The organism is Zhengella mangrovi, assembly GCF_002727065.1.
Taxonomy (GTDB): Bacteria; Pseudomonadota; Alphaproteobacteria; order Rhizobiales; family Rhizobiaceae; genus Zhengella; species Zhengella mangrovi.
This window is the reverse complement of the sequence record NZ_PDVP01000003.1, coordinates 64307-77566: the sequence shown is the minus strand read 5'-3', so window position 1 is coordinate 77566 and position 13260 is coordinate 64307. Positions and strand designations below refer to the sequence as shown.

General features: G+C 65.4%; 12 protein-coding genes. 4 read left to right on the top strand and 8 right to left on the bottom strand.

What is annotated here, in order from left to right:
• Positions 1–31: 31 nt before the first annotated feature.
• The gene (gene bmt, locus CSC94_RS07245) at positions 32–1054 is read right to left on the bottom strand and encodes a betaine--homocysteine S-methyltransferase (protein ID WP_099305424.1); all 1023 of its coding nucleotides are present in this window, start codon (positions 1052–1054) and stop codon (positions 32–34) included.
• A gap of 85 nt (positions 1055–1139) precedes the next feature.
• Complete coding sequence (locus tag CSC94_RS07240; RefSeq protein ID WP_205853247.1) at positions 1140–2498, bottom strand: tetratricopeptide repeat protein; 1359 nt, start codon at positions 2496–2498, stop codon at positions 1140–1142.
• Between the two features lie 180 nt (positions 2499–2678).
• Here CSC94_RS07240 and CSC94_RS07235 point away from each other — a divergent pair, with 180 nt between their 5' ends.
• The 3 genes from CSC94_RS07235 to CSC94_RS07225 all read left to right on the top strand — a co-directional run bounded on the left by CSC94_RS07235 (position 2679) and on the right by CSC94_RS07225 (position 5868).
• Complete coding sequence (locus CSC94_RS07235; protein ID WP_099305420.1) at positions 2679–3500, top strand: SH3 domain-containing protein; 822 nt, start codon at positions 2679–2681, stop codon at positions 3498–3500.
• Between the two features lie 579 nt (positions 3501–4079).
• Positions 4080–5465 carry an aspartate aminotransferase family protein gene (locus CSC94_RS07230; RefSeq protein WP_099305418.1) on the top strand — a complete coding sequence of 462 codons (1386 nt, stop codon included), beginning with the start codon at positions 4080–4082 and terminating at the stop codon, positions 5463–5465.
• 46 nt (positions 5466–5511) lie between these two features.
• The gene (locus CSC94_RS07225; RefSeq protein WP_099305416.1) at positions 5512–5868 is read left to right on the top strand and encodes a hypothetical protein; all 357 of its coding nucleotides are present in this window, start codon (positions 5512–5514) and stop codon (positions 5866–5868) included.
• Between the two features lie 330 nt (positions 5869–6198).
• Here CSC94_RS07225 and mmsB read toward each other — a convergent pair whose 3' ends face one another.
• The 3 genes from mmsB to CSC94_RS07210 form a co-directional block, all read right to left on the bottom strand.
• Positions 6199–7083, bottom strand: a complete 885-nt coding sequence (gene mmsB / locus CSC94_RS07220) for a 3-hydroxyisobutyrate dehydrogenase (RefSeq protein WP_099305414.1) — start codon at positions 7081–7083, stop codon at positions 6199–6201.
• Positions 7084–7114: 31 nt separating this feature from the next.
• On the bottom strand, positions 7115–8281 hold the full coding sequence (locus CSC94_RS07215; protein WP_099305412.1) for an isobutyryl-CoA dehydrogenase: 1167 nt from the start codon (positions 8279–8281) through the stop codon (positions 7115–7117).
• A 110-nt stretch (positions 8282–8391) separates the two neighbouring features.
• Positions 8392–9174 carry a TSUP family transporter gene (locus CSC94_RS07210; RefSeq protein ID WP_099305410.1) on the bottom strand — a complete coding sequence of 261 codons (783 nt, stop codon included), beginning with the start codon at positions 9172–9174 and terminating at the stop codon, positions 8392–8394.
• 133 nt (positions 9175–9307) lie between these two features.
• Between CSC94_RS07210 and CSC94_RS07205 the strand changes: the two genes are divergently transcribed.
• On the top strand, positions 9308–9724 hold the full coding sequence (locus CSC94_RS07205) for a tellurite resistance TerB family protein (protein WP_099305969.1): 417 nt from the start codon (positions 9308–9310) through the stop codon (positions 9722–9724).
• Positions 9725–9728: 4 nt separating this feature from the next.
• On the opposite strand, the gene CSC94_RS07200 is transcribed toward CSC94_RS07205, so the two are convergent.
• From CSC94_RS07200 to CSC94_RS07190, 3 genes are read right to left on the bottom strand one after another with little or no spacing between them, the layout of a single operon-like run.
• Positions 9729–11390: an ABC transporter ATP-binding protein gene (locus tag CSC94_RS07200; protein ID WP_099305408.1), complete on the bottom strand. Its 1662-nt coding sequence runs from the start codon at positions 11388–11390 to the stop codon at positions 9729–9731.
• 3 nt (positions 11391–11393) lie between these two features.
• Positions 11394–12263, bottom strand: a complete 870-nt coding sequence (locus CSC94_RS07195; protein WP_099305406.1) for an ABC transporter permease — start codon at positions 12261–12263, stop codon at positions 11394–11396.
• Positions 12260–13207, bottom strand: a complete 948-nt coding sequence (locus CSC94_RS07190; RefSeq protein ID WP_099305404.1) for an ABC transporter permease — start codon at positions 13205–13207, stop codon at positions 12260–12262. Before CSC94_RS07190 ends, CSC94_RS07195 begins: the two co-directional genes overlap by 4 nt.
• Positions 13208–13260: the final 53 nt, after the last annotated feature.

The window sequence follows — 13260 nt, the reverse complement described above, 5'->3', positions numbered from 1 at the left end:
CCTGCCGGCCTTTCCCAAGATTTTTCAATCGTCAGCCGCGGCGGCGGCCACGCCGTTCGCGCCCGCCGCTGTCGCCGGTGCCGGCACCGCTTTCATCCGCCTGCTTGTTGCGCATCGGTCCGACTTTCTCGACGATCTCATCGATGGTCGGGCGGTGGTCCGTCCGATGGCTGTCGATAGCCTGGCGCATGGCAGACAGATGCTCGCAACGCGTGCCGCAGCAGCCGCCGATGATCCGGGCGCCGGCATCCATGGCAAGGCGGGCATATTCCGCCATCAGGTCCGGCGTGCCGGAGTAGACGATTTCGGTGCCCTTGAATTCCGGAATGCCGCAGTTTGCCTTGACGACGATGGCGGCCTCGGGGTCGGAGGCGGACATGTCGAGAAGGGTGGAGAGCATGTCGGAGGCGCCGACGCCACAATTGGCGCCAACAGCCACCGGTGCCTGGCCAAGCCCGTCGGCGACATGGTGGATATCCTTCGGGTGCAGGCCCATCATGGTCCGGCCGGCGGTGTCGAAGGAGCCGGTGTAGACGTAGGGCAGGCCGACGCGGTTGGCCGCTTCCACGGCGGCGCGGATCTCCTCGGGCGCGCTCATCGTCTCGATCCAGGCGACATCGATGCCACCGTCCTTGAGGCCCTGCATCTGCTCTGCGAACGCATCCACCGCGTCGTCGTGGGTCAGGGCGCCGAGCGGCTGCAGCAATTCACCGGTCGGACCGACAGACCCGGCCACGATCACCTTGCGCGGGGCCTTGTCTGCGACGGCGCGGGCGATCAGCGCGGCCTTCATGTTCAGTTCGTGGACGCGGTCCTGGCCGTTGTGGAGCTTGAGCCGCTGGCGGGTTCCCCCGAACGAGTTGGTCAGGATGATGTCGGAGCCGGCATCGACGAAATCCTGATGCAACTTGGTAATGCGATCGGGATGGTCGGCGTTCCAGAACTCCGGAGCATCACCGGATTCCAGCCCCATGGCGAAGAGATTGGTGCCGGTGGCGCCATCGGCGAGCAGAACGCCCTTTTCGGCCAGCAGGTCGGCAAGCGGATTGGTCATCGCGGTAATCCTGAAATCTGGAGAATGTCATAACCACATAAACAAGTCTTTATATCATTGCAAGGAGGCGATGGCGTCCTGCCTGTCAGGTTCCCGCGTAACGGCGGGCTTCGGCCTCGCGCGCTTCCGTTTCGAGACCCAGGCCCCGGTAGGTTCCCGCCAGCGCCCGATTCAGCGGGATGCCGGCGGGGTCGCAGATGCGGCGCATTTCCATCATCTGCTGGGCCTCCACCAGGTTGCCGGCCTTGATGTGCGCATCGAGAAGGATCTGTTCGAACAGGTCGCGCTGGGCGTGGCTGCCCCCCGCGCTCGCCATGCGGGGCAGGGCGACAAGCATGTCGTTCACCGCTTCCTGGTGCCGGCCTTCCAGGTGCGCGAGGATGGCGCGCGCGGCGGGGCGGGCGACATCGTGCCAGACATTGGAGCGATCCGGCTGACTGCCCATCGCGCGCTCCTCGATGGCACGGGCCAGGTCCGTTGCCTCGGCCAGCCCGGCCCGCTTCAGGCCATAGAGATACTGCAGGGTCAGGAAGACATTGACCGTGTCGGCATGGCGCGGCTTCAGCCAGGCGGCGAGGTCGGCCCAGCGGTCCCCGACATCCATCCCGGCCATTTCCATGCGGGCGAGCAGCGAGACGGCGCCGATCTGGTCCTGGCTATAGGCCTTTTCCATCGTCCAGCAGTGGTCATCATACATGGCGAAGACGGCATCCTCATCGCCCAGCGACAGGGCGAAGAGGGCGCGGTGCCACCAGTTGTGGGTATACATGAAGGAGTTTAGGCCATTCCATGAGGACGAGACCCGGTCCAGGAAACGGGCTCCTTCCGGCACGCGGCCCTGGGTCAGCATGACGTGGGCGAGGGCATGATGGGCCCATGGCTCGGCCGGATCGATTTCCAGCGCACGGCTGGCGGCTTCCTCCGCCCTGTCGAGCAGGTGGCACTGCTCGAAGGCGAATGCCGCCATGGCGTGAAAATTCGCGTTGGCGCCGTTCTCGCGCTCGACGGATCGCGCCAGGCGCAGCATGGCGGGTGCATCGCCGCGGTTGAAGGCGAGATACTGGCCGAGCTTCATGGCCACCAGGTCGCGCGGCCAGTGGCCAAGATGGGCGGCGATGCGGGCCTCGGCTTCCAGTAGCTCGCCGGCTGCCCATGCGGTCAGGACGGCATGCATCGAAATCTCGCGCGCGTTGGCCTTGGTCTCGAGCGCCTTTCCGGCCGCGATGAAGGGCGCGGCGCTGGCCGCCGCCTCCGGGCTTTCCAGGAACATCCACAGCAGGCCGGCATAGGTCTGCGCGAGCGGACTTTCCGGTTCCTCGTTCGCGGCGGCGAGGATGTTGGCGGCGCGCGGATGATAGCCGAGGAAGCCGGTCACGAAGTCGTCGATTCCCGACCGGGCGGCGGGTCCTGCGGCACTGACGGGATTTCCGAGGGGGTCGTGCATGCTCATGCTCCTTGAAGGTCCGACGATGGCAAAGCCCTAAAAAACAGTAAAGAGACGATTCTGCCGTCTCGCTGCCCGATTGAGTCCGTTGTGCCGCCATATTCCTGTGCGACCGAACACGAACGGGTGCGGGAAGCTGTCGAGAAGAATGACGCCCTCAGGGTGCAAGGGAGTTGCGTTATGACCGATTTCGCCAATCACTGGCCGAACCATTTCCATGCCAAGGCCGAACCGTCCGAAGCGCCGGGGTTCGGTTTTGCCGGATATCTTGCCACGGGCGCGGTGCTCGCCGTTCTCGCGGGTTTCGGGGCGATCGCCTTCGTCAACGGTGGCAGTCCGAAGGGAAGCGGCAACGTGATGATGGCCAAGCAGTCGGTCACCGTGGCCGCAACGGCCGTCGAGCCCGCTTCTGCCGAACCGGTGCCTGCCCCAGTTCCGGCTTCTCCGCCGGCCGCCGAACGGAACGCGGAAGCCGCGGCGCAAGTTCCGGCCAAGGCTGCGCGGACCGAGGCACCGGCGATGACCTCCGGAACGCTTACCCCGAAGGCGGTGAAGACGGTGGCGGTGTCGCCGGATGGCACGATCGCCAACCCGGCCGGCGGGCTGTCGGCCGATGATCCGCGATGGGCCCAGAACATGACAGCACCGAAACCGAACGGCCGGCGGGCACTGGAGAAGGTTCTCGCGTCACAGGACGCCGGCCCCGGCGTCGACAAGGCCTCGCTTACTTCGGCCCTGGCACCGGTCGACCAGGAACCGGCGGCCGCGCAGGACGCCGCCGTTCCCGCGCCGACCGAACGGCCCGCGGTGAAGAAGCCCGCCACGAACGGCACGATCCGCGAATATGTCAACATGCGTGCCGAGCCGGACAATGACGCCGATGTGCTCGAAGTGATCCCGGCGAAAGCGCGGATCACCATTCACCGCTGCCGCGGGTGGTGCGAAATCACGCACAATGGACGCCGTGGCTTCGTCTACAAGTCGTTCATCCGGCGCGGCTGAACCGGCGCTCATTTTCCAATCGCATTTCGATTCGCGAAGCCTTTTGCAAATTGCAAAGGATCGGTGCGCGGAAAGGCGGTGTCACGCCCGGATTCCCGGGATTCCTTTCTGGCATGAACCTTGATTAGCATTTAGCGAAGGGCTGGATCTCTCCGATCCGGAAGTCCAGCCGACAGGACGGGCGTGCGGGCCCGTGCGGGGGCGCGCCGGCGGGCGTATGGGGCAAGTCAGCCCGCCGGCGATCTCCGCGATACGAGCCTGGGCAAGGCATGTTCGGGCGGATGTGTGCAAGGGTTGCGGGGCCGGCAGGCCGGAATGGGGGCATTTCACCTGCCGGTACCGCGATCATTCCTTTGAACTGGCGGATCGATCCGAAAACGCCGGCGACGGTCGGGTCCCTTGCCCCGCACCGGGTTTTGACCGTAAAACTTCAAGCATGACATCGAAACCCTCGTCGCGGACGCTTCATGCCGAACTGCTGCGCCTTTGCGCCCGCATCGGCTATTCCCCGCCCGGAAGCCCTGCCTGACATCCTGATCCACCTTCTGTCGACTTGATTCAAGCAGCGGGGATATCCCCATGACATATCGGAATTTTTCCCTGGAGCAGCTTCAGGCCATGGATGCTGCCCACCATCTCCATCCGTTCACCGATCACAAGGACCTGCGCGCCGCGGGGAGCCGCATGATCGTCAGCGCCGATGGTCCCTATATCCACGATAGCGAGGGCCACGCGATTCTCGACGGCATGGCGGGCCTGTGGTGCGTCAATGTCGGCTACGGCCGCGACGAGCTGGCCCAGGCTGCCTTCGAGCAGATGAAGGAACTGCCCTATTACAATTCCTTCTTCCGCTGCACGACGCCGACACCTGTCCTGCTGGCGGAAAAGCTGGCCGAACTGGCGCCGAAAAACGTCAACCAGGTCTTCTACGGATCGTCCGGGTCGGAATCCAACGACACGGCCTTGCGCCTCGTGCGGCATTTCTGGGCGCTGGAAGGAAAGCCGGAGAAGCAGATCATCATCTCGCGGCAATGGGCCTATCACGGCTCCACCGTGGCGGGTGCATCGCTTGGCGGCATGAGCGCGATGCACGGCCAGCTCGGCGCGCCGGTGCCGGGCATCGTCCACGTGATGCCGCCCTATGGCTTCGAACTCAGGCAGGCCGGCGAAAGCGAACACGACTTCGGCCTGCGCGCGGCGCGGGCGGTGGAGGAAGCCATCCTGGAGCACGGCGCCGACAAGGTGGCCGCCTTCATCGGCGAACCGGTCATGGGGGCGGGCGGCGTGAAGATCGCGCCGGACAGCTACTGGCCGGAAATCCAGCGGATCTGCCGCAAGCACGACATCCTGCTGATGCTCGACGAGGTCATCACCGGCTATGGCCGGACGGGAAACTGGTTCGCTGCGCAGACTTACGGACTGGAACCGGACACGATCACCACCGCCAAGGCCCTGACCTCGGGCTACCAGCCCCTGTCGGCGCTGCTCGTTGGCGACAGGATCGCCAAGAGCCTGGTCGACAAGGGCGGTGAATTCTTCCACGGCTACACCTATTCGGGACATCCGGTGGCCTGCGCGGTGGCGCTGAAGAACCTGGAAATCATCGAGCGCGAAGGCCTGATCGAGCGGGTGCGCGACGACACCGGGCCTTATTTCGCCGAGCAACTGGCACAGCGGGTCGCCCCGCACGCGATCGTCGGCGAAACGCGGTCGGCCGGTCTCATGGGCGCGATCGAGATCGTCCGTGACAAACAGACACGGGAACGCTTTCCAGGCGGGGGAGTTGCTGCCGTGTGCATTCGTGACCATGCCATCGCCAACGGCCTCATGCTGCGCGCTGTCGGTGACACGATGATCCTGTCGCCGCCGCTGATCTGGACGCGGGAAACGATCGACCTGGCGATCGACAGGATCCTCAAGGCACTGGACCTGGCGGCCGCGGATCTCGCAGGCCAGGCCGCCTGACGGAAACGCGGCACATGACGCTTGCGAAGAAGAAGGAAACACGCGCGTGAGACCATCGTCCGGAAAGGTCAACCTGCCAGGTGGCGCACCCGCCGACCTGCTTCTAGCACCCCTGGTCATCTCCCTGCGGCTGCCGGTGCTGTTTGCCGAGGCGGCCGGGGGGAGCCTCTGCCAGGGGGAGGCGCGCAAGGCGGTCGCCGAAAAGGTGCGCGCCGGCATCGAAGGGCTCTGGGAGGCACAATTCTCGCTGTGGCGGTCGACCATGGAGTTCTGGCCGCACGTCCTGGCCGGGCGCCACCCGGCCGACCTCGTCGCCAATTCGGTGACGCGGGCATCCAAGGCGGCGGTCCGGCCTGCGTCCAAGACGGTGCGCCGTAACTATGACCGTTTGCGCAAGCGCTGAGCGGCCCGGTTCCGGGCGATAGCCTTCGGCTGCACATGGCCTGGCCGGCGATGGCGGGGGCGTTGCGAGATGGCAAAAACCGCGCCCGTGCCAATGGCGACGATGCGCGGCTTTGCCATTCTCTACGCATGGCTCCCGCCCGAAAAACACGCTGGGCCAGGGAACGCTTTGCTCCGGTACGCAGTACCTGATCCGGAGCGGCAAGGCGTTGTTCATCCGCCTTGACGTCCCTTTTAAACGGGTATTGTTACCGGCAGGTTAGCGAGGGCTTAAGCAAATCTAAATCGCGCGTTTTTTTAGGATTTTCCCGTTTACCACGGTTAACGGCCGTCAACCTTCGCGGCCCCGCAGGAAGTTGATGATCCCGGAGAAATCGGTGTCGCCGTTGCCCTGCGCATTGAACAGCGAATAGAGCTGTGCAGCCTCGGCGCCGAGCGGCGTGGAGGCACCGGCGCCCTGCGCGGCTTCCTGGGCAAGGCGCAGATCCTTCAGCATCAGGGCGGCGGCAAAGCCAGGCTTGTAGCCGTTGTTGGCGGGTGAAGAGGGGACCGGTCCCGGAACAGGGCAATAGGTGGTCAGCGACCAGCACTGGCCGGAGGAGGTGGAGGCGACGTCGAACAGCGCCTGGTGGGAAAGGCCGAGCTTTTCGGCCAGCGCGAACGCCTCGCCGACGCCGATCATGGAGATGCCGAGGATCATGTTGTTGCAAATCTTCGCGGCCTGGCCGTTGCCGGCATCGCCGCAATGAACCACCTTCTTGCCCATCACGGAGAGATAGGCCTCGGCACGCTTGAAAGCCTCGGCGCTGCCGCCGCACATGAAGGTGAGCGTTCCGGCCTCTGCACCGCCGACACCGCCGGAAACCGGGGCGTCCAGCGACTGCATGCCGGCCGCATCGGCGATGGCATGCGCCTTGCGGGCGGAGTCGACGTCAATCGTGGAGGAATCGATGAAAAGGGCCGCGCGGTCGGCTGCAGCGACGATATCGTTGTACACGGCGAGCACGTGCTTGCCGGCCGGCAGCATGGTGATGATGACGTCCGCCTCGCGCACGGCGGCGGCGGCGTTGGCCATGACGGTCACGCCGTTCTCGCCGGCGATGCGCAGGTTCTCGGGTACAAGGTCGAAGCCCTGGACCTGGTGGCCGGCCTTGACGAGGTTGGCGGCCATGGGGTTGCCCATGTTGCCGAGGCCGATGAATGCGATCGTGGTCATGTTCGTCTCCTCCTGTCGCGCCTGGATTCGCTTACCGGCCGATCATGTGCCGGGCGACGATCATGCGCATGATCTCGTTGGTGCCTTCGAGGATCTGGTGAACGCGCAGGTCGCGCACCAGCTTCTCCATGCCGTAGTCGTGAAGATAGCCGTAGCCGCCGTGGACCTGGAGCGCGTCATTGGCGATCTGGAACCCGGCGTCGGTAACGAACCGCTTGGCCATGGCGGACCATTTCGACGCGTCAGGCGTCTTGCGGTCGAGCTTTGAGGCGGCGGTGTAAAGCAACTGGCGGGCCGCTGCGAGGTCGATCTCCATGTCGGCCAGCTTGAACTGCAGCGACTGGAACTGGTTGATCGCCTTGCCGAAGGCCTTGCGCTCGGAGGCATATTGAACGGCCTTCTCGATGGCGCTCGTCGCGCCGCCCAGCGAACAGGCGGCGATGTTCAGCCGGCCGCCGTCGAGGCCGGCCATGGCGATCTTGAAGCCCATTCCCTCGTCTGACAGCAGGTTTTCCGCGGGGACGCGGCAATCGTCGAATATCACCTGGGCGGTAGGCTGCATGTGCCAGCCCATCTTGTTCTCGGGCGCACCGAAGGAGAGACCCGGCGTTCCCTTCTCGACGACGATGGTGGAAATGCCGGACGGGCCTTCACCGCCGGTGCGGACCATGGCGACGTAGATGTCATTGGCGCCGGCGCCGGAAATGAACTGCTTGGCACCGTTGATCACGTAATGGTCGCCATCACGGATGGCCTTCGTCTTCAGCGCGGCTGCATCCGACCCGGCACCCGGCTCGGTCAGGCAGTAGCCGGCAAGCAGTTCCATCGACGTCAGTTTCGGCAGGAAGCGCTGCCGCTGTTCCTCGTTGCCGAAGGTGTCAATCATCCAGGCGGCCATATTGTGGATCGAGATGAAGGACGAAAAGGCCGGGCAGGCCGTCGACAGGGCCTCGAAGACGAGCACGGCGTCCAGGCGCGAAAGGGCGGAGCCGCCGACATCGTCGCGCACGTAGATGCCGCCAAAGCCAAGGGGCCCGGTCTCGCGGATGACATCATCGGGGAAGTGACGGGCCTTGTCCCATTCCAGCGCATTGGGGGCAACGCGGTCGTCGGCGAAGGCGCGGGCCATTTCCTGGATGGCGCGCTGGTCCTCGTTCAGTTCGAACTGGCCGGCATTCATATCGACACTTGCGTCCATGGCATCCTCCCGAACGTCGAATTCCTCTTGTTGCCAAGTCTAGACCAAGGCGGGCGGCAAGCAACATGGGTTGCCCGTACACAATTGCCGCACAACCGATGTGCGCCCGCTCAGGAGAAGATGAGGCGCAACGGGTTTTCCGGATCCATGACAAGGCGGGCGGCGAGCACCGTGCAGGTTATGACCAGAAGCGGCTTGATGATGCGGGCGCCGTTCCGCATGGCGAAATGGGCGCCAAGGCGGGCGCCGGCAAACTGCATGGCGCCCATGACGAGACCGGCTTTCCACGCGACCACGCCAACAGCGGTGAAGGCAGCGAAGCCGCCGATGTTCGAGGCGAAATTCATCACCTTGGTATGGGCGGTCGCCTTCAAGACGCCGTAGCCGGCCAGTCCGACGTAGGCGAGCATGAAGAAGGACCCGGTGCCCGGGCCGAACACGCCGTCATAGAACCCGATCAGCGGGACCGCGGTGAAGGAAAACAGGAAGGGGGCGATGCGCTGGGCGCGGTCGATGTCGGACAGGGCCGGCTTGAAGGCGAAATAGAGCGCGATGGCGACCAGCAGGACTGGAAGGACGGCCTTGAGCACCGACCCGGGCAGCACGGTGGCCAGCAGCGCGCCGCCGATGGCGCCGAGGCAGGACGCCACCGCTGCCGGCAGTTGCCGCTTCAGGTCGACGTGGCCCTTCGAGGCATAGGCGAGCGTCGCCGATCCGGACCCGAACAGGCTCTGCAGCTTGTTCGTGCCGAGTGCTACGACGGGATCGAAGCCGGCCAGCAGAAGCGAGGGAACCGTGATCAGGCCGCCGCCGCCGGCAATGGCATCGATGAAGCCGGCCACGAAGGCGGCAGCGGCAAGCAGGGCTGCGGTTTCAAGGGTCAGGTCGATCATGATGCATCCGTGGCCGCGACGAAACGCGCGGAACGGCGGTTTGCAGCACGACCGGCCATCTTGCGCAAGGGAAAACAGCGGTTAGCATGGTTCGGGGGGAATCGTGTTCGCGCGGGAAGAGGGGGACATGTCCATGACGTCCGGAATCCTGGAAAAGCTGGTGGCCTTTTTCGAAGGCGATCCGGCAGTGAAGAAAGTCGCGAGGGATCCCTCGATCACGGCCGAACTCCTGCTGCTGTTCCGCGTCGCGCTGGCCGACGGAAAGGTGGAACAGTCGGAAATGGAGATGCTCAAGCGCATCGCCAAGGAAGCGTTCGGGATCGAGCCGGACAGCTTCGCCGAAGTGGTCCGGTACCTGCACGAATTCGGCTACGAGACATCCGGCAAGCAGGCGGCGGAGATCTTCAGGGCCATGCCCTACGAGCGCAAGAAGGCGCTGGTCGAGCACATGGAAGCGATCGCGCGCTCCGACCACAATCTCGACGAACGCGAAGCGGCACTGATCCGCCGGACCATCGAGAAGCTCAACGAGGACTCCGGCGCGGCCTGACCTGTCAGGCGCGGGACAGGCGCCGGGCTATCGCGCGCTCGAGATCCGGTGCCGCGTCCACCAGCGCCCTTGTCGCCTCATGGCGCGGCGCCGACAGCACGTCCGCCGTGCTGCCGCGTTCCACGATCCGGCCTTCATGCATGACCATGACCTCGTCGGTGATTGCACGCGCGACTGTCAGGTCGTGGGTGATGAAGAGGTAGGCAAGGCGCAGCTTGCCGTTCAACTCGGCAAAGAGGTCCAGGATCTGGGCGCGGATGGAAACGTCCAGTGCCGACACAGGCTCGTCGGCGACAATCAGGTCTGGCCGGGTGATGACGGCGCGGGCAATCGAGATGCGCTGACGCTGCCCGCCGGAGAATTCGTGCGGGTAGCGATCCATGCTGTCGGGCGGCATGTGGACTTCGGCAAGCGCTTCGGCCACGCGTTCGCGGCGTTCGCTGCGTGACGGCTGGCTGTCGAGCAGGTGAAGCGGTTCGGCGACGAGGCGTTCCACCTTGTGTCGCGGGTTGAAGGATCCGTAGGGATCCTGGAACACCACCTGCATGCGGCGGCGGAATGGGCGCAGCGCCTCGCCCTCAAGATGGGAGAGGTCCTGTCCGGCAAGGCGGATGGCGCCGCCGGTTGGCTGGTCCAGCGCCAGGATCATCCGGGCCAGCGTCGATTTTCCGCAGCCCGAGCGGCCAACCAGCGCCACGGAATGGCCGGGCTCCATGGAAAATGAGACATCATCGACGGCGCGGAAAGGCGCCGGCCGGGAGAAAAGGGACGTACGGCGGCCGGCGTAGTCGCGCACGACCTTGTCGACGGCGAGGAGCGGGGGAGTTTCCGGCGATGCATTGCCACCGGCATCGTCCGTTCGCGGACGGGCCGGGGCAGCCTGGCGCGCCGCCGGCACGTGCATCGATGCCTCGGCGAGCTGGCGGGTGTAGGGATGTTCCTGGCGCTTGAGCGTCGAGGCCGTCTCGCCCTGTTCCATGACCTTGCCATGGCGCATCACGACGAGCCGGTCCGCCATGTCGGCGACCACGGCCAGATCGTGGCTGATCAGCAGCAGGCCCATGCGGTTTTCCTCGACAAGGTCGCGCAGCAGGTCGAGGATCTGCGCCTGCAGGACGACATCGAGCGCCGTGGTCGGCTCGTCAGCGATGAGCAGCCGCGGCTTCAGGGCACAGGCGATGGCGATGACAACGCGCTGGCGCTGGCCGCCGGAGAGTTCGTGGGGAAAGCGCGAGAGCGGGAATCTTGACTGCGGCAGGCCGACCCGGTCGAGGATGGCACGGGTGCGCTCCTCAGCCTCGGCGCGCGAGCAGCGGGTATGCCAGCGGATGCCTTCGGCCACCTGTTCGCCGATCGTCTTGACCGGGTTCAGCGCCGTCATCGGTTCCTGGAAGACCATGCCGATGTCATCGCCACGCAGGGCGCACATCTGGTCTTCGGTGCGCGTCAGCAGATCGGCGCCATCGAAAAGGATGCGCCCGGACGCGTGCGCGGCATGAGGCAGGAGTTGCATGATGGCGAGCGCGGTCATGGATTTGCCAGAACCGGATTCGCCGACCAGTCCCAGCACTTCGCCACGGTCGATGCGCATGTCGACATGGGAAAGGATGTCTGCCTTTCCGATGGCAAGCGAGAGGTTCTCGATATGCAGCAGGGTTTGCGCCATCGCTCAGCGCTCCCGCCTGGTCTTCGGGTCGAGCAGGTCGCGCAGACCGTCGCCAAGCAGGTTGAGGCCCAGCACCGTGACGACAATGGCGAGGCCGGGGAAGATCGCCATGTGAGGGGCGATGATCATCCGTGTCTGCGCCTCGAACAGCATGCGCCCCCAACTTGGCATCGGCGGCTGTGCGCCAAAGCCGACATAGGACAAGCCGGCCTCGGCGAGGATGCCGAGGGCGAACTGGATGGTGCCCTGGACCAGCAGGATGGAGGCGATGTTCGGCAGGATGTGCTCGACGGTGATCTGGGTCGCGTTCTTGCCTGATGCGCGGGCGGCAAGTATGTATTCACGCGGCCAGATGGACAGCGCACCCGCCCGGGCGACACGGGCGAAGACCGGTACGTTGAAGATGCCGATGGCGATGATGGCATTGATCGCGCCGGGGCCGAAAATGGCCGTGATCATGACCGCCGAGAGCAGGGCGGGGAAGGCGAAGATGACATCGTTGAAGCGCATCAGCGCCTCGTCGACCCATCCGCGCCGGGCGGCGGCCCAGCAGCCGAGCGGCACGCCGAGTCCCATGCCGATGGCGACGGCGACGAAGGCGACGGCGATGGAATTGCGGGCGCCGACCATGATCATGGAGAAGATGTCGCGGCCGAAATGGTCCGTTCCGAACCAGTGCTCGGCGGTCGGCGGCTGCATGCGGTTGGTCACCGGCAGGTCGGTGACGTCGAAGGGCGTCCAGAAAAAGGAGACCAAGGCCATCAGCGCGACCAGAAGAGTGATGACCAGCCCGAGCAGGAAGGAACGGTTCTTCAGCGCCTTGACGGCCAGCGCCTGCCAGTTCTCGGCTTCGTCGGGCGTCGTCGTGGTCATCGGCGGGTCCTCAGGCGCGGGTCGACGGCGGCATAGGAGAGATCAACGAGGACATTGACGACGATGACGGCGGCGACCAGCAGCATGATGACGCTTTCCACCACGATCAGGTCGCGCTGGGTGATGGCCTGGAAGAGCAGGCGGCCGAGGCCCGGCAGGTAGAAGACGTTCTCGATGATGATCGTGCCGGCGAGCAGGAAGGCAAACTGCAGGCCCATGATGGTGAGGACCGGGATGAGTGCGTTGCGCAGGGCATGGCGCCAGAGCACCCGCCTGCGTGGCAGGCCCTTGGCGCGGGCGGTGCGGATGTAATCCTCGCCCAGCACCTCGATGAGCGCGGATCGGGTGACGCGGGCCAGGATGGCTGCCTGGGGCAGGGCAAGTGCGACAGCGGGCATCAGCAGTGCCTTGATGCCGGCCCAGAAGCCGTTGCCCCAGCCCGGGAAGCCGCCGGCCGGCACGAGGCGCAGCCAGACGGCAAAGACATAGACGAGAAGCAGCGCCAGCCAGAAATTGGGAATGGCGACTCCCACCTGCGCCAGTCCCATGGTGGCCGTGTCGGCAAAGCGGCCCCGCCGGGCAGCGGCGAACAGTCCGGCGGGAATGGCGATCACGGTGGAAAGGGCCAGGGCCAGAAGGGCGAGTGGCAGGGAGACAACGAGGCGTTCGGCGACGAGGTCGATGACGGGAACCGAATAGGTGAGCGAGCGGCCGAAATCGCCGGTCGCGAAGGCCGCAAGCCAGGTGACGTAGCGCGTTACGAGCGGGAGGTTGAGGCCCATCTGTTCGCGCAGGGCCTGGACCGCATCCTCGGTCGCGTTCATGCCCAGCATCAGGCGCGCAGGATCGCCGGGCACGACTTCAAGCACCGCGAAAACAACCACGGAGGCGAACAGCAGCGTGAGAATGCCGATGGCAAGGCGCTTGAGCAGATAGGCGGTCATCGCGGGCGGGAAGGAGCGTTGCAAGCGGCCGCCGCTGGATGCGCGGCGGCCGG